This window comes from Pseudothermotoga sp., assembly GCA_025060105.1.
Taxonomy (GTDB): Bacteria; Thermotogota; Thermotogae; order Thermotogales; family DSM-5069; genus Pseudothermotoga_A.
Window position 1 is genome coordinate 35,153 of the sequence record JANXCS010000011.1, and the last position, 21,011, is coordinate 56,163.

A 21,011-nucleotide genomic window follows, 5' to 3' on the forward strand; every position below is an offset into this window, starting at 1 on the left:
CCTGGTGAATTCTATCATTTTTTGCGTTGTTGTTTCACTAATTCACTTCAATGAAACAGATATGATACAATGATGCTGGAGGTGGTTGAGTGAACAGACCCACCATCGTGCTCGATTCGAAACTTGTTGAGTACGCTAGATCTCTTGCGAAAAAAATCACCGATGATGTTCAAAGAGTCATAGACGAACACTCAACTGTCTCCACGGAGCGTGCCACGTTGAGGCTTTTAGGTGTGGACGGTGTGGTAGGCGAAGAAAAGATCCCTTTGGTGAACGTCGTTGTGGACAAGCTCAAGGAATGGGACATGTTGGCTGGTGGGGTGTTCAAACCCATCGTGAACGCTGCGATCGTTTTGAACAGAGATGTCCAACAGGTTTGTGAAGCCATTGCAGAAGGAATGGATTTGAACACTCTCCCAAGGGCTAGGAGGGAGGTTTTTGAAGAATACTCACGGCAACTGGTCGAAAAATCACTCTCTCGTATAAAGAGAAAGAGCGAAGAGAGGGACGCTTTGCTCAGAGAACTCGGCGATCCTCCAAAGCCTTACAAATACCTCATTGTGGCCACTGGAAACATCTTCGAAGATGTCATTCAAGCGCGCGCGGCTGTGTTTCAGGGTGCTGACATCATAGCGGTCATACGTTCAACCGCTCAGAGTTTGCTCGATTATGTGCCTCACGGCGCCACGACCGAAGGTTATGGTGGAACCTATGCGACACAAGAGAACTTCAGGATAATGAGGGAAGCACTCGACGATGCTGCGCGGAAGGTGGGACGCTACATAAGGCAAGTGAACTACGCATCTGGTCTATGTATGCCTGAAATAGCAGTTATGGCGGCTTTCGAAGGTCTCGACATACTTTTGAACGACGCGATGTACGGTATTCTTTTCAGAGACATCAACATGCTCAGAACTTTCACCGACCAGTACATCTCCAGATTGATCTGTGCGTACTCTAACATCACGATAAACACGGGTGAAGACAACTATCTTACGACTGCCGATGCCATAGAGAAGGCGCACACCGTCACGGCGTCACAGCTCATAAACGAACAGTTCGCACTCAAGGCTGGTTTGAAACCGCATTTGATGGGCTTAGGACACGTGTTCGAAGTCAATCCAGATGTAGAAGACTCCTTGCTCTACGAGATAGCTCACGCTATGCTCGCGAGAGAACTTTTTCCGGATTGTCCCATCAAATACATGCCACCAACCAAGTACATGACTGGTAACATATTCAAAGGTTATGCGATGCACACGCTGTTCAACCTCGTTTCTGTTTTGACTGGCCAATCGATCCAATTACTCGGCATCTTGACGGAAGCGATCCATACACCTTACATGCAGGATAGATACCTCGCGCTCATCAATGCCAACTACGTCTTCTCGGCTGCGAGACATCTCGGTGGTGAAATTCTGTTCAAAAACGATGGATTCATCGAAAAGAGAGCGAATGAAGTGTTGAGGAAAGCGGTGAAGCTTTTAGAGTACATAAGTGATGTGGGACTTTTCAGCGCGATAGAACAAGGTATCTTTGCCGATATAAGGAGAGATAGAAACGGAGGAAAGGGATTGGAAGGTGTCTTCAAAAAGAGCGACGAGTATGAGAATCCTCTTCGTGATGCGCTCGAAAGGGAGTTGGGGGTGAAAACATGAGCCAACCGAAGTCAGTGAAACCTTACGGCGATCAGATGGACGATGGGGCCGTTCAGCTTTCTTTCACTTTACCCCTTCCTCACGGTCCTCTGGCGCGAGAGGTAGCGAAGAAATTCTGTGAAAAACTCGGTTTCTACGAAGTCACCGTGGCGGCTATGGAAGATCTGGGAGAGAATTTCACCTTTTTTGTGGTCTATGGAAAAACGGATGTTTCAGTCGATCTTTCATCTGTAAAAGTGCTCGCTCCCAAGGTTCAAAAATTGCCGCGTGAAAAGATCGACGAGCTGGTTTTGGAGAAATTCAAACGACCCATTGTTGTGGTCGGAGCGACCATAGGAACGGATGCCCACACGATAGGGCTCGATTCCATCTTGAACATGAAAGGGTTCCACGGAGATTACGGCCTTGAAAGGTACAAAGCGTTCAAGGTGTACAACCTCGGCGCTCAGGTACCGCCCATCGAGCTTGTCAAAAAAGTCAGAGAGGTGAACGCGGACGTCGTTCTAGTTTCACAGGTGGTGACGCAGAGAAACATCCATATTCAGCATCTAACTGAACTGATCGAATTACTTTACGCAGAGAATTTGAGAGAAAAGCTCCTCATCATCGTCGGTGGACCAAGAATAACGCACGAATTGGCACTCGAACTCGGTTACGATGCTGGTTTTGGTAGTGGTACCACACCGAGCGAGGTGGCCAACTTCATTGTGCAGGAACTTTTGAAGCGGCGAGGTCTCTGAGCCTTCTTTCTACAAACTCCATTTCTTGCTCGTCACTCACCAACCCATCGAGCTTCGCACAGTAGAGTTCTTCTAACAGCTCTCCCACGAGTTTGGATGGTTTCAATCCAAATCTCTGCATGATGGTTCTTCCATCCACATATTTCAGTTTTGTGGATTTCTGAGTGTTCAAAAACTGCTTCAAATATTCCTGCGATTCGGGATCCAAATAGGCAGCGATGTAACAGAATCCCTCAGGTAAGATACCTTTGACCATCTTGTATATATCAGAAAAATTCAATTTGTTGGAAATGACTTTCGAGAGAGGAACTATCATCTTTTTCAAAAGCTTCAATTCCTCAACGAACCTGTTCGACAGGCCGTATCTTTCTTTTATCTGTTCAACCGCAGTGTCTCCATGGTATTCCAGAAAGACGAACATCACCGCGTAGAATCTGTCCAGCTTGTCGAAGAACCCCTCAGCCCACGGTAAAAACTCTGCCAAGGATCTGAGTTTTTGTTCCATCGTCACTGTGTAGAAAACACCAGGGAACATACGTTTGATCACTTCAAAATCAGAAAGTCTTTTCAACGCAGCTAGCCATTTTCGCTCTTCCAGAATCTTTTCGAATTCCTGCCTGAGTCTCTGTCCACTGACTTTTTCAAGATAGCCCTGCCTGACCGCTTCTAGCATGAGCTGTGAAGTTCTTTCTTCTATGTGAAAATCGAATCGAGTTTCGAACCTGACGGCCCTCAGAATCCTTGTGGGATCTTCCACGAAGCTCAGAGTGTGAAGACATCTCACCACACCGTTCTCCAAGTCCCTCTTGGCTCCGAAGAAGTCCAGCAGAAGTCCAAAATCTTTCTGGTTGAGCTTTATCGCCATCGCGTTTATGGTGAAATCTCTCCTGTAGAGATCTTTCTTTATGGTACTGACTTCAACTTGCGGCAATTCCGTGGGTGCCTCGTAATATTCGGTGCGTGCCGTGGCAACGTCTATCCTTGTGCCGTCTTTCAAAAACAGTGAGGCTGTGAGAAATTTTTCGTGCTTTACCAGTGTGGCACTGAATTTCCTTGCCGTATGCTCAGCGAAGAGCAATCCATCACGCTCAACCACGATGTCCAGATCTAAATTCGGATTTCCCATCAACAGGTCTCTCACGAAACCTCCAACGATGTAAACAGGTAAATTCAACTCGTCTCCAAAACGCCCCAGCTGCCTCAAAAGATCACAGATTTTCTTTGGAAGACTAGATATCAAAAGATCGCGTACGTTGACGAACTGCTCTTTTGGTTCCTCATAGACAGCTTTCCTCGGTGCTTTTCTCACGGCATCTGCGAAACTCGATCTCATGACGTCGGTTCTGGTTATGATACCTACCAATATTCCATTCTCGAGCACGGGTATTCGACCTATGTCGTTTTCAACCATGAGTTGTCTCACCTTGCTGAGTGGGGTGTTCGCGTCCACAACGATCAGTTTGCTGGACATGATCGCCTTCACTGGATGGTTTTGCATACCGTGGTTCATCGCTTTGTCCACGGCTTTCTTCGTCACGATACCTACAAGCCTGTTACCTTCTATAACGGGCAAGCCATTGTGACCCGTTCTCTCCATGATTTTGTTGACTTCGCCTATGGTCATTTCTGAATAGACGACTCTGACAGGTGAAGACATGATGTCTTTTGCAAGTACGCCTCTGTTCACATAGCGTTTCAACGTCTCCAGAACGATTTTCTTGACCGAGGCCGTGTTGGATTCATTCACAGTGAAACTCGCTGCTTTCCTGTGTCCTCCTCCACCCAGCTCGCTCGCCACACCTCCGAGGTCCACCTCGTTGGAGGACGTGCGCATTACGGTGTGTGTCTTCTTACCAGTCCGCACGATGCATATCAAGGTTTCAACGTTTTCCAGATCCCAAAGCTTGCTCACGATCGCCCCGAGTCCTCCAATGAATTTTTCTGTCTCGGCGAGCGCAACGTGCACTGTCAAGCCGTCTATCTGGTGCGATTCGATGTTCGATAAAAACTGTTCCAGAAGCTGTCTCTGTTCAAAGCTCAGATCGTACTTTATGTACTCGGCAACTTCTGCCAAGTTTGCTCCTTTCTGTAGCAAAAACTTCACGGCTTCTAGATCCCTCAGGGTCGTACTAGTGTAGAGCAAGCTTCCCGTATCTTCGTATATCGCCGTTGCGAACAGTGTGGCATCTATCGAATCTATATCGATGCGTTTTCTAAAGATCTCTTCGAGCAGTATCGTAACGGTGGCTCCAACACTTTCTATCCTTTTTTCCCCGCGTATCGTTTGTTCTTTGATCTCGGGGTGATGATCGTAAATGACTATTTTTTGAGCTCTTTCAACGATTTTCTGCACCTTTTGACCCAGCCTATCCAAAGAGGCTGTATCCACCACTATCAAGGATTCAACGTCTTCTTCCGTCAGATCGCTCTCTGTTATGTAACTGTATTTCTCTTCATAGATGCCCAAAAACTGGGACAGATTCTGCTGGGGAGCACCGCTGATCAAAACTGTGTGATCTGGATAAATTTTTTGCGCAGCTATTGCGGATGCGAAGCAATCGAAATCGGGATTTCTGTGTCCGACTATGAGCCTCAAGGTCTTTTCCTCCTGAGAGTTATCTGCTGACCTTGTTTCAGATTGAGTTTCTCCGCGGCCGAACCTTGGTTCACCGCGATCTCGAGATAGCCAGAACTGTCCGGATGAACGAGCAAAGATCCCTTCACAACGTCACCGAAGGTCCTAACGTATGGAATTTCGATTTTATCGTTGAGCAGTAAAACATCGTCCATCTCCCAACCGAGGCGTTGAACCATCTCCACTGGGATGTTCGTTTGAATGTTTCCAAAGCTATCGAAGTATGCGATCTCTCCAACGATCGTTTCGTTCACAATTTCAACTTGCTTAACGGGTAAAACTATGAAATTCGGCAGAACATCGCCCAGTTCTTCGAAAGGAACACCTTTCGAAAGATGAGCAGCCACCGGTGCAAAGATGTCTCTCCCGTGGAACGTGTACGAAGAGGCGTAATGATATTTTTTATTGTTCAGCTCCCTCACCTGTTTCACACCGTACTCGAGAGCCACATGCGTGAATATACCGTTGTCGGGCCCCACGTAGTACTGTTCGTTCTTGGTTCGCAAACAGATAGCTTTTCTGCTCGTCCCAACACCGTAATCAACCACAGCAACGAAGATAGAACCTGTGGGAAAATCTTTCGAAGCCCTCAACAAGATGTGAGAAGCCATCCTCACGTTGAACGGTTCTATCTCGTGTGTTATGTCTACGATTTCCACAGAGGGATTTATGCGCTTCATCACGGCTTTGGCGACCCCAACGTAATGACTTCGAATGGACCAATCTGTCAAAAAACCTATCATTCCAGACTGCCACCTCCGTACGCTCAAATGCTATCATAACATTGCAAACGGATTTCTTGGATGGTGAGTCCGACTGAGCACACTGGTTTTGCTGTTCTTGCCCATCGTCCTGCTCGCAACGTGTATAGAGCTTCCTGGTGAAGAGCGGAGCGTCGGTTTATTTGCAGTTGGAAAAGAACTGCTCCTCATCGCACAGGAAAATGAAACCAAGCAAATTTTGCTGGTACATTTGGATGATTCGTTCAAACCTTCGAAACTGGAGCGGATCGCAAATGTTAAACCAGCCAAGATCAACGATGCCGTGTTCCTAGAAAAGAAAAATCTGATCGCTCTGGTGGGGCACTCTTTAGACGAACTGCGGAGGAGAGCTGTCTATATCTGCTTGTTCGATATTCAAGGAAGGTTGTTGAAGGAGCAGATCTTGGCTTTTCCGGGTACGGAATCGTGGGCAGAATCGACGACTTTCAATAACAACAGTTTCTTTCTCGCGGGAGGATACAACACTCTGAAAAAAGGTTGGTTCGACGCCCTACTGCTCAAACTGAACTCGAACCTCGAGCTGGTATGGCGAAGAACGATCGGGGGTCTATCGGACGATTGGTTTCACCGTGTGAAACTCGTTGGTGCACACCTTTTGTGTGTGGGCTCAACGGAGAGCAAAGGACGCGGGAAGGCCGACATGCTGATCGCCCTGTACGATCAAAGAGGAAAAAAGATCTGGGAGAAAGTTTTTGGAAGATCGAATTGGGACAAAGCGATAGATTGTGTTGAGTTCGAAAACAAGCTTTTCATCTTAGGTTGGACTAACTCCTACACATCTCACAGGAGCGGTCTTTTGATAAAGATGAGCCATGATGGTAAATTCATCGAGGAGCGTTTGATCGATCTTGGTTCAGACTTTTCCCCGTTTGGTATCTGCGCGTTTGGGAACCATCTGTTGATTTACGGTGCCGTGTGGAACGATCGGACACGCTTCGATCCAGTGCTCATCCTGTTAGATGGATCTGAAGAGAAAATCCACACCTTTCACTGGCCGAACGATCAAACCGTGAAAGGTGTACTCGTTTGGAATGAATACGTTGTTTTCTACGGTGAATCGGAAAACGAAATCACCGGTGAAGATATTTACGTTCACACCTTTTCGATCGGTTCACTTTCATCACCGAAATGAATCAAACTTTGACCAGCTTGTATCTCTCATAGATCATCGTCACTTTTCCATCCTCGATGAAGAATTCGATGCCCATCTTTCTAAAGTTTTGCAACGTGAAGCATTTGACGTAGTTTTTTTCTATTTTCTCTGGAACGAGCGTAGAAGTCAATTTCAGATTCCTACTGATCATTTCCATAATGAGAAAATCACCGTTTCTCTTGACGTCGAACATGACGGACTTTTTGTAACCTTCGTACCTGCCCACCACCGTCTGGAGGATCTTGTCGTATTTGATGAAGTTGAACTTTTCTTCAGGATCTTCTCCTTTCATCAACGCCAATGCGTACATGCCGATGTTGGATAGAGGATAACCTGAGCAGTTCGATAGGATCGCAACACCGATCTTTTTATTCGGCACATAGCCAACGAATCCTGTGTAGATCAACACGGAACCACCGTGCTCTACAAGCTTTTCTCCTAAGAAGTTCGGATGGATTATCCATCCATATCCATACTTTTCATCACCGAAACTCTCCCAAGGTACGGGGATGTAACCTTCCTCCATCGATTCGATGGTTTCTTTCGAAACGATCCGTTCACCGTTGAACTTTCCTCTGTTCATGTAGAACATCAAATACTTGGCCAGATCCATCACGTTACTGAGGAGTCCACCGTCCGAGCTTATACCGTATGGGAAAGGCTTTCTCACATGTGCGTGCGTTTGAGGATCGAACATGTAACCGGCTGCGACGTTGGGATCTTTTTCCACTTCATGCCTGTAGAAATGAGATCGTGTCATACCGAGCGGTTCAAGAATATGCCTTTTGACATACTCTTCGTACGGCATACCGGTGATCTTTGAAACGATCCTTCCGAGCATGACGTAACCGCAGTTGGAATAGAAAAATCTCTCACCAGGTTTTGTGAAAGCCCAAGATTCCGCATCCTTTGCGAACATCAAAATATCTTCTGGATCTTTCACTGGAAGCCAGTTTTCCCCCAGATTGAACATACCATCTATGAACGCTTCAGCGTATCCCAACGACGGTACTCCGGAAGCGTGATACAGCAGATGACGCACACGCACAGGTTCACCGAACGGTTTGAGTTTGATCGGTAAATATTTTTCCAGTTGATCGTCCAGATCGATCTTTCCTTCCTCGGCGAGTTTGACAACGGCCAAAGCGGTGAAGCTTTTCGTGATCGATCCCACACCATAAATGGTGTTTTCATCGGCAGGTGCAAAGGTTTCCAGCTGTCTAAAACCAAACCCCCTAGCATAGATGACCTTCCCGTCCTCGACGAGTGCGATGCTCAAAGCGGGCATTTTGGTTTGTCTCATCTTTTCGAAGATGAACTCTTCAAGTTTCGCAAAATCCATTAGACACACCTCCTTGCTTGCTATTATATGTGCTGTGAGAGCGCTTTTGATAATCTCAATGCTGAGTGTTCTTTTTCTTTTCTCGTGCGTTCCTGTACAGAGCGAAACGAGTGAAGAAAATCTTCGCTACATCGTGCTTGCCTATAGATTCGGTTATGGATTGAGCAAAGAAAAGCTCGCTCAAATCGCTGAGCGAACAACTTACGACGATGAAGTGTTGATGTATTATGAATACTTCAAAGCAGACAAACCGTCAAAAGTTTCGATCGTGAAATCACCCCAAATCTACGATGAGCGAATTTTGAACGTGATTAAGTCCAATCTTTCTGCGAATGGAACTTCTTCGATAAAACTCATCGATCTTTTCGATGAACCACTACCAAAAGCTGAATGGAATTTAGATTCCGATCAAACTCCTCCAAAACTCGTTGAGAAAGTCCAAAGGCTTTTGATCAACGATTGGAACAATAAAGGTTTTTTCTATGAATGGTGCAAAAGATTTTCAATCGAAGTGAGTTTGGAAGATCTCAAAAGTTATGCAGAATTTTTAGTGAATGCATGTCATTCGATTTCAAAACTGAAGCTTTCAAGAATCTCTTCGGTTCAATCGAACTTCTTTGTACAAAAAGTTGATCTTTCCATCGTTCCTAGCGAGCTCATGCTGGCGATCTGTTATGTTGAATCGAAGCTTTTCCCAGCAGCTTTCAGAGCAGAAATAAGAAACGATGTGTTGCAGGCCGTTTCGGTTGGATTGGGTCAAACTCTCGCCGATGTTGATTCCTTATCTCGAGAGTCGGATATCGGTAACGGTGTGAAAGATCTTTACACGTTTGAACTTTTGAACTTTCACTATTTCGAAAACTCATTCAGTTGTGCGGAACTATCTCAAGTCAGAGCTGGCTTACTTTTCTGCGGAACACTTTTAGCTTTGATCTGGTTGAACTTATTCTAAAAAAACAAATCCCCCACGTCTGAACCCGTCGTCGTGATTTCATCTTCGAAGAAGACATCGTCCAACTTTGGGGTACGGTCAAAGGTCGAATAACTTATAAAGCCATCTTCGGGCAGGAAGTAACTTTGCCAGCGGTAGATGCAAAATATATCACCATCGTGCAAAAAAGACCTTCTCAATGATCTGCAATCTTTTTTGAACCGTTCAACAATTCAAACATTATTTTTTCATCCCAATACAGATTTTGCCTCATCGAAGCGCAACTGATCGTCGAAAAATTTTTTCAAACGGTTTGAAACAGCGAGTCCCCACAAAAAGGTGATCGCCTCCGCCACGATGTTGCCCATGAGGATACCTAGCCAAACTCCATTCAAACCCAGCTGGAGGACAAAGACGAACAGCCAAGAGAAGAACACGTGAAGAACGATCGTTCTCAAGATGGAAACGGCTAAACTCTTCAAACCATGACCTATACCTTGAAACATCGCGGATGTGAACATGCCAAAAGGAACGGTGGGGATGAAGAAGCTCAAGATTTTGAGAGCTTTCACAAGATCTTCATATATAACGCGGGAGCTTTCAGTGTAGGTGAATATCAGTGCGATCTGTGGAGCAAAGAAAAAGACCAAAGCATTCACGCACAGGCCCACCAGGAGGCCGAAACGTATCGCATACAAATAAGCCGATCTGAGCTTCGGAGCGTTCTTCTCACCGAACGCCGTACCAGTCACCGATGTGACTGCCGCTGCTATGCCCATCATGGGAATCGTTCCAAAATTTATGATCCTCCATGCGCTGGTGAACACAGCCACACCGTTGTCTCCACCTGCCTTGACGTTAAACACGTTCAACACGAACACAGAAACGGACATGATGATCTGCGCAAGTGAAGCGGGAATACCTACACGAAGGATCTCGAAGATGGTTTTCTTCGTGTTCTTCAGATTCTTGAAACTGATGGACACGTAAGTGTCTTTCTTGATGAACAACCAATTCATCATCATCGTGCTCGACATCGCTATAGAGATGACGGTTGCATAGGCTGCTCCTTTTACACCGAGTTTGAAGGTGTATATGAACAGTGGATCGAGCAGTATGTTCAAAAAAGCTCCGAGCGTGATCGCATACATCGCCCTTTTGGTATCACCTTCGCCTCTCAAAATACCGTTCACCACGTTGTTGAACATCAACAGTGTGATCGAAGTGAGCAGGATGTTCGCATAATCCGTAGCATGTTTTAAAGTTTCACCAGACGCACCTGTCAAACCCAGAATCGGTCCCATCACCAAAAAACCTAAAAAGGTTGCTGAAATTCCAAGCAAGATCACAAGTACAATGGCGCTACTCGCAGCTTTGTCTGCTTCGATCTTGTTCCTCTCACCGACTTTTCTTGAAATGAGGGAGTTCGCCCCTACTCCAACCCCTCCAGCGAGGGCAAGGATGACCATGAAGATAGGGAAAAACAAACCAATTCCGGCCAGTGCCTCGGGGCCTATTCCTGCAACCCATATCGTGTCAACGAGATTGTACAGCGCCTGAACTAGCATGGCAGTCATCATGGGTAGTGAAAGTTTTATTATCGCTTTCTTCGGCTCAGACCTTAAAAGCCGAACTCCTTCGGTTTGTCTTTCCATTCAAGCGAACCTCCGACGAAACAATGATAATTCGTTTTACGAACCTTGCTGTGCAAAAGATTTTAATTCTCTGTGAACTTGGAGGTTTGAAAAAAGAACGGACCCTTTTCTGAGTGAAACTACAGAGCTACTGAATTTTTGAAAAAATTTGGAGTTCTTAAAAAGATCAGCAGAGTTTTTCGGTGTTCACTGTGAAGCTTGATTCTCTTTCTTTTCGAAAGAAAGCTCCATGTAGTTCGCCTTGACTCCGGGCAATTTGTTCAATTTATCGCAAAGTTCTTTGTGCTGTTCTGGACTTCCTACCAGTTCCAAAACGATGAGGCCTGTGTCAGAGCAATTATCGAGCACTCCATCGTGTAGTCCCAACCTGGTTTTGATCAAACATCCCCAAGCCGTGAGGATCTTTTGAACTCTTTCTGCCGTTTCACGCCTGTTTTCAATCAAAATCGCCATCACAGTTTTTATAGGTAATTTCTCTGCCAAAGAAACCACCCCCAAATCGAAAATACCTTGCACTCGCAATTATTATATCTCAAAACACCAAAGTGTAACATGGCCTTCCATATTCATATTATTTCCAACTTTGCAATTTTTTCAAAGCGGTATAATACAGTTGGAGGAAAAGGGGAAGATTTGATGAAGATTAAATACAAAAATTCAAAGTGGTTTTTCTATACGATTTTAATTTATTCTGCGGGGCTGATATTGATTTTGATGCCCCGACAGTTTGTACTGATTGAAGTTTTCTTATTCTTTCTAACGGTTGTACTGTCTTCGTACGTTTGGAAAACGATCGGTGGGTTGATCTTTTCGATCGCAAGCTCAATAGCGTTCGTGGTTGGTAATCGCACCGATTTAACGATCGAGTATTTGATTGCAGGTGTTTTGCTGTTTTGCGGCTTTGGTACTCTACTTGGTGTGATCTTCAAGCATTTGGACGATCAGAAAAAGATGGTGGAGGAGAGTGAAGCTAAGTATAAAGGATTGTTCGAAAGATTTAGACGTTACTTTGACTTGGTTCAAGTCATGATCGTTGAGCTCGATTCGAATGGAAATATCGTTTCGGCAAACAAAAAGGCTGCTGAAGTGCTTGGATATCAACAAGATGAGCTCATTGGAATGAACTGGTTCGAACATTTCGTACCTGAAAACATAAAGAGCGATCTATCTCAATACTTCGAGCGTGTGAAGACTCTGCAGAATGGCTCGATAGATTATCACGAGAACGCGATACGGTGCAAAGATGCCACGGAAAAGATCATCGCATGGCACAACGTTGTCATCAAGGACGAGCTGGGTAACGTCGTGGGCACACTGAGCGCGGGCCTCGACATAACGGAGCTGAGACAAACTCAAGAGCGGCTTTCTGAGCAATTGAAATTGTCAAAAGATCTCTATTCGATTGCCGAGCAGCTCGTCGTTGAAAAATTGAACGTTCAAAAACGTTCGAACACCCTATCGCGCATGTGCGTCCAATTGCTTGGAGCTTCTCTAGCGTGGGTTGGTTACGCAGCGCCGGACAAGAGTGTTAGAATAGTAGGCTCATACCCTCAGAACCATCCTTATCTTGAAGGTTTGATCATTCGGTGGGACGATAGTCCCTACGCGCAGGGCGCCGTGGGAAGGTCTATAAAAACTGGAGAACCTCACGTCATTGAAGACGTTCTGACCGATGAAAGATTCAGCGCCTGGCGAGACAAAATAGCCCCATATGGTTTTAAAACCGTTCTTTCTTTTCCATTGATCAGTCCGAAGGGAGTTTTCGGTGTTCTTGTGTTGTACAGTGATAAGTATGGATTTTTCAGTCAGGAAAAGATCCAACAGATCAGGATTCTATCACATTTGGCCGCTGCGGCACTCGAAAATGCGAGACTTTTCGAAGAGCTTGAGAGAAAGTTCAGAAGAATTCAAGCGCTCCATGAGATAGACAGAGCGATAAGTGCGGGCACCGATTTGAACCTTGTGCTCAATGTCTTGTTGGACCAGACGATGCATCAATTGAATGTGGATGCCGTTGATGTGTTTCTGTTCAACGAACATTCCATGAAATTGGAGTACGTTACCGAAAGAGGTTTCACTTTCCCTCAATCACCCTCCATGTCGTTCGAGTTGGGTGAAGGTTTGATCGGTCGTGTAGGTTTGAACAGAAAACCCATTGTAGTGAAGGGAAACTTGTGCGAATTTTGTGAAAAATTCGAAGGTTCTGCTTGCAGAAGGAAAGAAATCTTTCTTCAAGAAGGTTTCAAGTTTTACGCCGCGTTTCCCCTGATTGCGAAGGGTAAATTGTTGGGAGTTCTTGAGGTATTCCACAGATCTGAGGTGGAAGAAAGCGAAGATTGGTTTGAATTTCTAAAAATTCTCAGCAACCAAGCTGCGATAGCGATGGATAATGCAAAGATGTTTGAAACTCTTCAGAAAAAGAGTGTTGAGTTGATGCGCGCCTACGATGAAACGATCGAAGGTTGGGCCTATGTGCTCGATCTGAGGGATAAAGAAACGGAAGGTCACAGCGAAAGGGTGACGGAACTCACCTTGGAGATAGCCAGAAGAATGAACGTTAGAGAAGAAGATATGAGGTACATAAAATGGGGTGCGTTGTTGCACGATATAGGCAAGATGGCTATACCGGATCGAATATTGCAAAAGCCAGGCAAACTGACAGATGAAGAATGGCAGATAATGAAGATGCACCCAGTGTATGCCTATCAGATGTTGTCAAGGATAGAATACCTCAGGCCTGCTTTGGATATACCTTACTGTCATCATGAAAGATGGGACGGTACGGGTTATCCGAGAGGACTGAAAGGATACGAAATACCGCTTTCTGCGAGGATCTTCGCTGTGGTGGACGTGTACGATGCTTTGACGAGTGATAGACCTTATCGAAAGGCATGGACGAAAGAAGAGGCGATAGAATACATCAAAAACCAGAGTGGAAAACATTTCGATCCCGAAGTGGTGGGCGTGTTCTTGAGCTTGGTTGGTCAGATGGGAAGGACATAAGTTTTCTCCATCATTCAGCGTCTTTTTATTTTTCCTAGGCCCATGTAGCGTACTTTACCGAAAATCTTTCTCTCTCTGAAAGGTCGATCGTGTAGGCCAAAACACCACAGGATTCCAACGTAACCGTTTGGGTCTCTCCCATCCAGAGCGTACTTGTCGTTCAGATAGACCATGATCTGGTAAGCCTTTTTTGGTGAACTGGTCCATTCAATGATCTTTTTACCCCAATACATCCTCAAATAGTTGTGTATTTTTCCGGTTTCGAGTAGTTGTCTTTGAGCTGAGTTCCAAACCTCATCGTGTGTTTGTGCCTTTTCAAACTGCTCAAGCTCGTACAGATATTCTCGTTCATCTTCGACATGTTGTGCAAGCGTCTTGACCGCCCAGCTTGGTATCAAACTATAAAGGTCTTCCAGATCTTCCACGTGGTAGGCGAAATTGTGAGCTAATTCTCGTCGAATGACGAGTTGTTCAAAGAACGCTTCGTAGTTCTCAACATCGTCTGTTTGTTTCAATCTTTTCAGAATTTCTTGCGTACTTATATGACCGAAGTGAAGATACGCACTCAGTTTTGATTCAACATCTAAGTTTGGATCGTTCCTAAATTTAGCGTAACTGTGGAATTTTTCTTCAATGAACCTTTCGAGTTTCTTCATCGCCTCGCTGTGTCCGCCCACCATTGAACATGGTGGAACGTACTCAACTTGAAGATCGTTCAGTGCGGTCTCGACGTTTTGCAGATTCATGCGATCGTCCACTTCGATCCTTGGTCCTTCGTATTCGAACCATTCGAAATCGTTCAGAAACGCTTCTGACAATCTCAAAATCTTCGGTCTGATCGTTCTGGCTGCTGGTTCTTTCCGATCGCTCGCGACATCGACGGGCACCAACAAGTTCGTATCGACTTCAAAGATGGTCGATCCCACCCTTTCATAGATGTTTCTCCTGATGCGTCGCAGGTTTGGAAGATAGGCCTTGTCCACGATCAAAAAAGAAGCGCTTTCAGCGTACTTCGGCACGATCTTCAGAAAATCTCCCACTTCTATTTGAAAAGCGATGTTTCTCTGCGAAAGATCGACCATCACGTCTTTCAAACCTTCCAAAAAGAACTTATAACTTCTGAAATTCGCTTTTGGAAAGGACGGATCCACCACGGCGAGGACGAGTAAAGGTTTCTTCGTTTGGTTTGCCAACCAAATGGAAAATTCTAAGCTGTGGTTGTGATGGCATCTGAAAGCACCTTGCATCCAATAAAGTATGTACTTGCCAGATTCATTCCCGCTCTTGATCTTGCTGATCCTCTTTGCGAATGGAAGATCCATATGGAGTTTCACCTTGAAAGTTGTACACAGTATGTGAAGCTACCATCAGAGAAAATAAAGCTCAGTGCAAGTTCTGTGCGCGGATCATGTTCGCTTTGAACGATCGGTTGACCGAATAGAAACGCCGTGATCGACACACCTCCACTTGGACTATCTTAGCCACGCTGTCAAGTAAAGTCAACTTCGACAGATCGAGCTGGTGTATTTCGACCGATCTTTTTGAAGTTGCTTCGTCACCGTGCATACCCTTTCGAATGTGGATGGCACTCTCTATGACATCTTCGTCTATGAACTCGTAACCTTCCGTGGTGAGCTCATCGACGAAGAATTCATACTGCGTATGGCAAACTTTTGAGTACGTCTTTGATCTGTTCAAGGTGCGTGTGTTTGAAATTGTTCATGAGCTTCACGGCTATATTGAAGTTCACAGCCTCTGGAGGTTTGTACCAAAATTTCAATACCCTACACACGCCCGCTTGAGTTTTGTCGATTCAAACTTTGAAGCTTTCTATGAATTGATTCATTTTCTCAGAAAGCGACTTCATCTCTGCACTGATCGAACTGAGCGTTTTCGCCATTTGAGACTGTGTGTTGATCTCTGAGCTGAGACTTTCTATGTTTTTGACGATCTTGCTCAACGAATCTGCCGCCATTCTCAAAGCACTGCTCATTTCTTCTGCAGAAGCACTGAGTTGCTGTGAACTTGCAGCTAGATTGCTTGCCATGTTCGTCAGTGAAGCCATTTGGCCAAAGATTTGGTTCAAAGATCTCGCGATGCTCTCTGAATCCTTCGCCACTGCATTGGTCGCTTCGGCTGTCTCGTTCGTCGCTTTGTTCGCTTGTTCGGTCCCAAGTTGGATCGATCTGAGTATCTCTCCTATCTTTGAGGTGGCGGATTTGCTCTGCTCAGCGAGTTTTCTTATCTCATCTGCCACAACCGCGAAGCCCCTGCCCGCTTCTCCCGCTCTGGCTGCTTCTATTGCGGCGTTCAAGGCGAGCAAGTTCGTCTGCTCAGAAATGGTATTGATCGTTTCGACGATCTGTTGGATGTTCTTGGCGTTCTCCGCCAAATCGTTCATCGTTCGCTGAGTTTCTTCCGCCTTCGAACGTGTTTGGTGGATCAATCGTGTGATACTTTCTACAGCTTTAACGCTGTTCTTGACGTTCTCTGAGACACTATCAACATAGTTTGAAAGCTCTTGTGCAGCGTTAGCTATGTTTGTGGCACTGGTCGCAACTTCTTGCACGCCGTTAGTGGCTTCTTCGATCGATCCAGAAGCGTTCTTCGAAGCAGATACGATCTGTTCATAGCTGGTCTTGAACTGTTCCACCAAAGATTGAGCTCTGTCGGAAGCGAGTTTCAGATCTTCAGAACGGTTCATCAAAACCTTTGAAGAATCTACGACACCAACCAAAAGTTGTTTCAACCTCTCCACGGCGGTCTTCAAACTGAGGTTCATCTGCGCAAACTCGTCTCGACCAGAGACGTCCACCGATATCGTCAAATCGCCTCTGGAAATCTTGTTCATAGAATTTTCAAAACTGGCCACTTTGCTCTTGATCTTGCTCCCGAGGATGAGACTGAAGATCAACACGATGGCTATCACGATACCGGATGACAACAGTTGTAGACGGAAACTCAACTCTCTGTAGGAAACGACATCTGAAACGTCGACCTTTTCGAAGATGGCTGCGAAGACCTTGCCAGCAAAATCTTTGATTGGCACACCCAAATAAATGTGCTTACCGAGAGAAAAGCTCTGTATCTCGTCTTTCAATATCGATTCTTCGTTGAACAATTTTGTGAAATCTTCAAGGTCTTCTTTTGATTTGACGGCTTGATCGATCCTGTTACCTTTATCATCGAAATAGACTTTTATGATCACATCACCTTTGAACTTCTTCGCGAAGCCCACCGTGATGTTCACGTTGGCCTCCACTATACCAACGAAAGAACCGTCCAAAAAAACTGGTGAGATGTACCTTATCATTGGTCCCATCGCACCGACGCTCACCGAGGATGTAGGTTGTTTGTTGTTCAAAACATAAACGATGTCTGGTCTGAAGGTCTTAAGATCGTCACCGTATCTTTGCAAGTTGGCTGTCCTCAGAAAAGAAATACCATCTTGTGTGATGAAGTGTATCTGGAAGAAATCGTATTTCTGTTTGTACATCTCATGGTAAGGCATCACCAGCTTTATGAGCGTGTCTCTATCTTTCTGTGCTAAGGCCTTCACGATGGCTTCGTTCTTCAAAACTGTATCCACGACCAACGCAGCTTTCTCTTGTTCCGCCTTTGTCTTTGAAAGCACATCTTCGTAGATCTTGTCGGTGTACATCCTTTGCCAAGAAGAGTTCATGCGTGAAACGAAAAAGATTCCAAGGAGCGTGATCAGCAAGGACGCAACAACTATCATGGTTGGAACGAAAAACATCAGCCAAGTTCTCAATCTCATCCCCTCACCCCCCGTTGCTCAGAACTACAGTTTCAAATCTTCAAAATTCTCCTTTATGACGGAAAGCAATTTGACGCTCTCGTTGACGCTTTCTAGAACGATCTTCAACTGTGCGAAGAAATTCTGTATGGAAGAGCTGATCTCTTCGGCCGTGGCTGAACTTTCTTCGGATATGGCGAGTAAGTTCTGTATGCTACTGGTTATGCTGTTCAGTTTGCTCGCCTGTTGGTTCAATGTCTCTATGAGCGTGTTGAGCTTCTGACTGATGGATGAAATCACGTTGCTGGATTCTTTGTTTCTCTCTGAGCTGTTCAGAAGTCTTTTCGATTGTTCCTTCATTTCTGTGAATTCCGCTTGGATCGCCTTCCCCAGTCTCTCTATGCCTGCAGTTATCGAAGCGAGAAACTCAGTGATCTTTGCGGCTGAAGATCTGCTTTCTTCGGCCAGCTTTCTTATTTCGTCCGCCACCACTGCGAATCCTCTGCCCGCTTCCCCACTCCTTGCCGCCTCTATCGCAGCGTTCAAAGCGAGCAAGTTCGTCTGTTCAGCTATGCTCGAAACGGTGGCTGCGACTTGCGTGATGAGGCTGGCTTGATCTTGAAGCTTTTTACCCTCTTCGACCAGCATGGCGAACCTTTCACTCATCTTAACGATACCATCGGCCGAACTCTCAACGTTGTTGGCGGAGTTGACTATGAGAGAAACAGCTTCGTTTAGCGAGTTGATGATTTGGTTCTGTTCAGAAATGATCGAAGTGATCGTTTCGACGTTCGAACTCACAGCGTTGGATATTCTTTCCGTATCGTTGCTTATCTGAACGGCGGTGTTGGCGATCTCGTTTGCTAAAGAACCCATCGTATCGAGCTGTTCTTTCATGACGTTGACCGCGCTTATGACTTTCTCAGAGTAAGAACTTATTTCTTGAACGTCCCCAGATATGGCCAAAAGCACCTCTTTCATACTATCCACAGCTTTCGTGAGCGACTGGGACAGATCCGAAAATTCCTTCACACCGTCTATCGAGGTTGGATTGTCCAGATTTTTCTTCGCCACATCGTCGATCGCGTCGTTCACGGTTTTGAAACCCTTCTTGAGACCGAGTGCACCCATGAAAGACAGGACGGAAACTCCGCCGGCCGTCACGATGGATTTGATGAAAACGTTCGCAGGTAAGAAGTTGAACGTGGCGTACGTGATCGCGAAAGTGTACACCGGAATGAACAGAACATACAATGGGAAGATCGATCTGACCAATCCCAGTCCGAGACCGAGGATGGTTTTGATCTTTTCGAATCTTCCATAGCTTTTCGTCGCCTCAACTTCTATCTCCATGTAATTTTGTCCATCGACGGTGCCTTCCGAAATCACCTTGTACTTTATCGGATCGTTGAAGAACTCGGAAGCCGCTTCCATGAGGCCAAGAAAATACTTTTTGAAATTCCTTCTGGATTGATACCTAACGATGGCTTTCCTGTCGTTCAGCAATTTGAACAGCACCCTCGGAGGTGTGGCACCCCTGATCCTCTTGGTCAACACTTTATGCACTGTGTCCATGGCTGCTATGAACGAAAGGAAAGTTGGCTTTTTAAAATATTCTGGATAATGTTCAAAGAACGTTTTTAAATTCTCTTTACCCGTTCTGTACCACAATTCGTCGTAGCTCATTCCCCTAGACGAGGCCAGTTCTTTAGACATCTCCACTGCTAGCTCGTCTGGCACATCTTCGAGTGGACTGTAGATCTTTTCAGGATCTATCTTGTGCTTTTCTTTGAGTTTCTTCACCGTTTCGGCGCCGAACATCTTACTCCAAGTTTGGAGCCACACGTTCACCACAAAGCCCTTCACGTTTATCCCTCCTCGAACGGTGAGACTTTGATTTTTTCCTTGATTTCCTCATAGCTCACATTCAAAATCGATTCAAGAACGTTCTGAAAGATGCCTCTCTCAGGGAAAGATTCGTTCTTCACCAACTCTCGGAGTTTTTCATACACCGTTTTATCCAATTTCCCCTCTTCGACCTCTTTGGATACAACTTCGAGTGCTTGTTCAACGTTCATGGCCTCTCTGTACGGTCTATGCTCGATCAAGGCTGAAAAAACGTCACACACCTGCACGATGCGTTGATAGATGGAGATTTTTTCGGACTTCAGACCCATCGGATAGCCTGAACCGTCCAACCTTTCATGGTGCGACGCCGAAACCTTCGCAAAGTTGATCAATCCAGCGTTCTCCAACATTCTGTAAGTATCCACAACGTGCATCTTCATGATGTACAGCTCTTTTTCGTTCAATCGAGCTGGTTTGTGCAGAACACTCAGAGGTGTTTTCAACTTTCCAAGATCGTGGAGCAACATGGCCAAATTGATGAAATTACTGTCTTCTTCCGCTAAAAGTTCCTTAGCCACAGCTTTCGCGAACCTCGCTGCAAGGAAAGTGTGGTTTCTCGTGTAAGGACTTCTCATATCCAACAAAGAGGCTAAGATCCTGGCTAAATGTTCGAACTCCAAACTGTCTATGATCCTTTGGGATGAAAATCTTGGCTCATCGTCGAGCAATTCGCACAGAATTTTGTAATCTTGAACCATATGGAATGCAGCCTTTTTCACATCATCCAGAACGGTCGTGTTTTTCAAGATCGAATCGATTATTCTCTGAAAAAGTTCCAATGTGAGTTCTTCATCTTCGTTTCTCAGAACGATCAACGATATCGTGTCCGCCATCTTCAACACGTTGGAGAATATTACGATCGTTTTATCCTCCCTTATTTCTTGATATGGTGTATGGTGATAGAGTATGGATTTTGCACAATAAGGACACAAAGGTTTTGCGTATCTAGCTATCATGTAGGAAAGAACAGCGTGTTGATCGTGTTTGTCGAACGTTAGGACGATCTTTTCAAGATCCGGCACCCTTCTGAACATGTCCACGAAAAGTTCATAGTTTTCTATGGAAGCTTTCAAAGCTAAGCCAATATCATGGAGCAAACCTGCAAGATAAGCACATTCCAAATCCGTATCGAGCTTCAGCAACTCAACCATGTGCTTTGTCATCTTGGCGACTTGAAGACTGTGCTTGACGAAATTCCTGTATTCAAGATGGTTCATCTGAGAGTAGAGTCGAACGAACGATTCCAAAGGTATTTTTAAAGTTAAATCCAAATCGCATCCATCCTTTCTGACAAAATGAAACTAGAATATTCTTACAATTATCATATCACAATGCATATCGACCAACTTAACAGTCTCTAATTCAATACAAAAAAGGGCGCGCTTGCGCCCTTTTTCACATTCGATTCACACATCAAAATTTGAACTTTCTCACCTGTTCCACCAAA

At 45.3% G+C, this 21,011-nt stretch carries 15 protein-coding genes; 5 read left to right on the forward strand and 10 right to left on the reverse strand.

Going from position 1 to position 21,011, the window contains the following annotated elements:
• Nucleotides 1-89: 89 nt before the first annotated feature.
• Together NZ875_09180 and NZ875_09185 are read left to right on the forward strand one after the other, a co-directional pair.
• Complete coding sequence (locus tag NZ875_09180) at nt 90-1,658, forward strand: lysine 5,6-aminomutase subunit alpha (GenBank protein ID MCS7175908.1); 1,569 nt, start codon at nt 90-92, stop codon at nt 1,656-1,658.
• Entirely contained in the window at nt 1,655-2,398 is a 744-nt protein-coding gene (locus NZ875_09185) for a cobalamin-dependent protein (GenBank protein ID MCS7175909.1), read from the forward strand. The genes NZ875_09180 and NZ875_09185 overlap by 4 nt, the downstream gene beginning before the upstream one ends.
• Here the strand turns inward: NZ875_09185 and NZ875_09190 are convergent.
• On the reverse strand, nt 2,361-4,994 hold the full coding sequence (locus NZ875_09190; GenBank protein ID MCS7175910.1) for a CBS domain-containing protein: 2,634 nt from the start codon (nt 4,992-4,994) through the stop codon (nt 2,361-2,363). The genes NZ875_09185 and NZ875_09190 overlap by 38 nt on opposite strands.
• Entirely contained in the window at nt 4,991-5,776 is a 786-nt protein-coding gene (locus NZ875_09195) for an S-adenosyl-l-methionine hydroxide adenosyltransferase family protein (GenBank protein ID MCS7175911.1), read from the reverse strand. The genes NZ875_09190 and NZ875_09195 overlap by 4 nt, the downstream gene beginning before the upstream one ends.
• Nucleotides 5,777-5,873: 97 nt before the next feature.
• On the opposite strand from NZ875_09195, the gene NZ875_09200 reads away from it, so the two are divergent.
• Nucleotides 5,874-6,947 (forward strand): hypothetical protein, encoded by a 1,074-nt coding sequence (locus NZ875_09200; GenBank protein MCS7175912.1) that lies wholly within the window; start codon nt 5,874-5,876, stop codon nt 6,945-6,947.
• 1 nt (nt 6,948) lies between these two features.
• Here NZ875_09200 and NZ875_09205 read toward each other — a convergent pair whose 3' ends face one another.
• Complete coding sequence (locus tag NZ875_09205) at nt 6,949-8,310, reverse strand: serine hydrolase (protein MCS7175913.1); 1,362 nt, start codon at nt 8,308-8,310, stop codon at nt 6,949-6,951.
• Between the two features lie 58 nt (nt 8,311-8,368).
• On the opposite strand from NZ875_09205, the gene NZ875_09210 reads away from it, so the two are divergent.
• Complete coding sequence (locus NZ875_09210) at nt 8,369-9,262, forward strand: hypothetical protein (GenBank protein ID MCS7175914.1); 894 nt, start codon at nt 8,369-8,371, stop codon at nt 9,260-9,262.
• Between the two features lie 227 nt (nt 9,263-9,489).
• Here the strand turns inward: NZ875_09210 and NZ875_09215 are convergent, their stop codons facing one another.
• Nucleotides 9,490-10,896, reverse strand: a complete 1,407-nt coding sequence (locus tag NZ875_09215; GenBank protein MCS7175915.1) for an MATE family efflux transporter — start codon at nt 10,894-10,896, stop codon at nt 9,490-9,492.
• A 186-nt stretch (nt 10,897-11,082) separates the two neighbouring features.
• Nucleotides 11,083-11,379, reverse strand: a complete 297-nt coding sequence (locus NZ875_09220) for a hypothetical protein (GenBank protein MCS7175916.1) — start codon at nt 11,377-11,379, stop codon at nt 11,083-11,085.
• 231 nt (nt 11,380-11,610) lie between these two features.
• Between NZ875_09220 and NZ875_09225 the strand changes: the two genes are divergently transcribed.
• Nucleotides 11,611-13,899, forward strand: coding sequence for a GAF domain-containing protein (locus tag NZ875_09225; GenBank protein ID MCS7175917.1), 2,289 nt, complete (start codon nt 11,611-11,613; stop codon nt 13,897-13,899).
• Nucleotides 13,900-13,913: 14 nt separating this feature from the next.
• Here the strand turns inward: NZ875_09225 and NZ875_09230 are convergent, their stop codons facing one another.
• The 5 genes from NZ875_09230 to NZ875_09250 all read right to left on the reverse strand — a co-directional run bounded on the left by NZ875_09230 (nt 13,914) and on the right by NZ875_09250 (nt 20,835).
• Nucleotides 13,914-15,221, reverse strand: coding sequence for a deoxyribodipyrimidine photo-lyase (locus tag NZ875_09230; protein MCS7175918.1), 1,308 nt, complete (start codon nt 15,219-15,221; stop codon nt 13,914-13,916).
• Between the two features lie 61 nt (nt 15,222-15,282).
• A complete protein-coding gene (locus NZ875_09235; protein ID MCS7175919.1) occupies nt 15,283-15,597 on the reverse strand; it encodes a hypothetical protein in 315 nt (104 codons plus the stop codon).
• Between the two features lie 115 nt (nt 15,598-15,712).
• On the reverse strand, nt 15,713-17,677 hold the full coding sequence (locus NZ875_09240) for a methyl-accepting chemotaxis protein (protein MCS7175920.1): 1,965 nt from the start codon (nt 17,675-17,677) through the stop codon (nt 15,713-15,715).
• A gap of 24 nt (nt 17,678-17,701) precedes the next feature.
• Complete coding sequence (locus NZ875_09245; protein ID MCS7175921.1) at nt 17,702-19,522, reverse strand: heme NO-binding domain-containing protein; 1,821 nt, start codon at nt 19,520-19,522, stop codon at nt 17,702-17,704.
• Nucleotides 19,523-19,524: 2 nt separating this feature from the next.
• Complete coding sequence (locus NZ875_09250) at nt 19,525-20,835, reverse strand: HD domain-containing protein (protein MCS7175922.1); 1,311 nt, start codon at nt 20,833-20,835, stop codon at nt 19,525-19,527.
• Between the last annotated feature and the right edge of the window lie 176 nt (nt 20,836-21,011).

What these genes read in the sequence shown, in the direction of transcription:
- NZ875_09185 (MCS7175909.1), top strand. Translation starts at nt 1,655, where the DNA reads ATGAGCCAACCGAAGTCAGTGAAACCTTACGGCGATCAGATGGACGAT.
- NZ875_09195 (MCS7175911.1), bottom strand. Translation starts at nt 5,776, where the DNA reads ATGATAGGTTTTTTGACAGATTGGTCCATTCGAAGTCATTACGTTGGG.
- NZ875_09205 (MCS7175913.1), bottom strand. Translation starts at nt 8,310, where the DNA reads ATGGATTTTGCGAAACTTGAAGAGTTCATCTTCGAAAAGATGAGACAA.
- NZ875_09210 (MCS7175914.1), top strand. Translation starts at nt 8,369, where the DNA reads ATGCTGAGTGTTCTTTTTCTTTTCTCGTGCGTTCCTGTACAGAGCGAA.
- NZ875_09215 (MCS7175915.1), bottom strand. Translation starts at nt 10,896, where the DNA reads ATGGAAAGACAAACCGAAGGAGTTCGGCTTTTAAGGTCTGAGCCGAAG.
- NZ875_09225 (MCS7175917.1), top strand. Translation starts at nt 11,611, where the DNA reads ATGCCCCGACAGTTTGTACTGATTGAAGTTTTCTTATTCTTTCTAACG.
- NZ875_09230 (MCS7175918.1), bottom strand. Translation starts at nt 15,221, where the DNA reads ATGGATCTTCCATTCGCAAAGAGGATCAGCAAGATCAAGAGCGGGAAT.
- NZ875_09240 (MCS7175920.1), bottom strand. Translation starts at nt 17,677, where the DNA reads ATGAGATTGAGAACTTGGCTGATGTTTTTCGTTCCAACCATGATAGTT.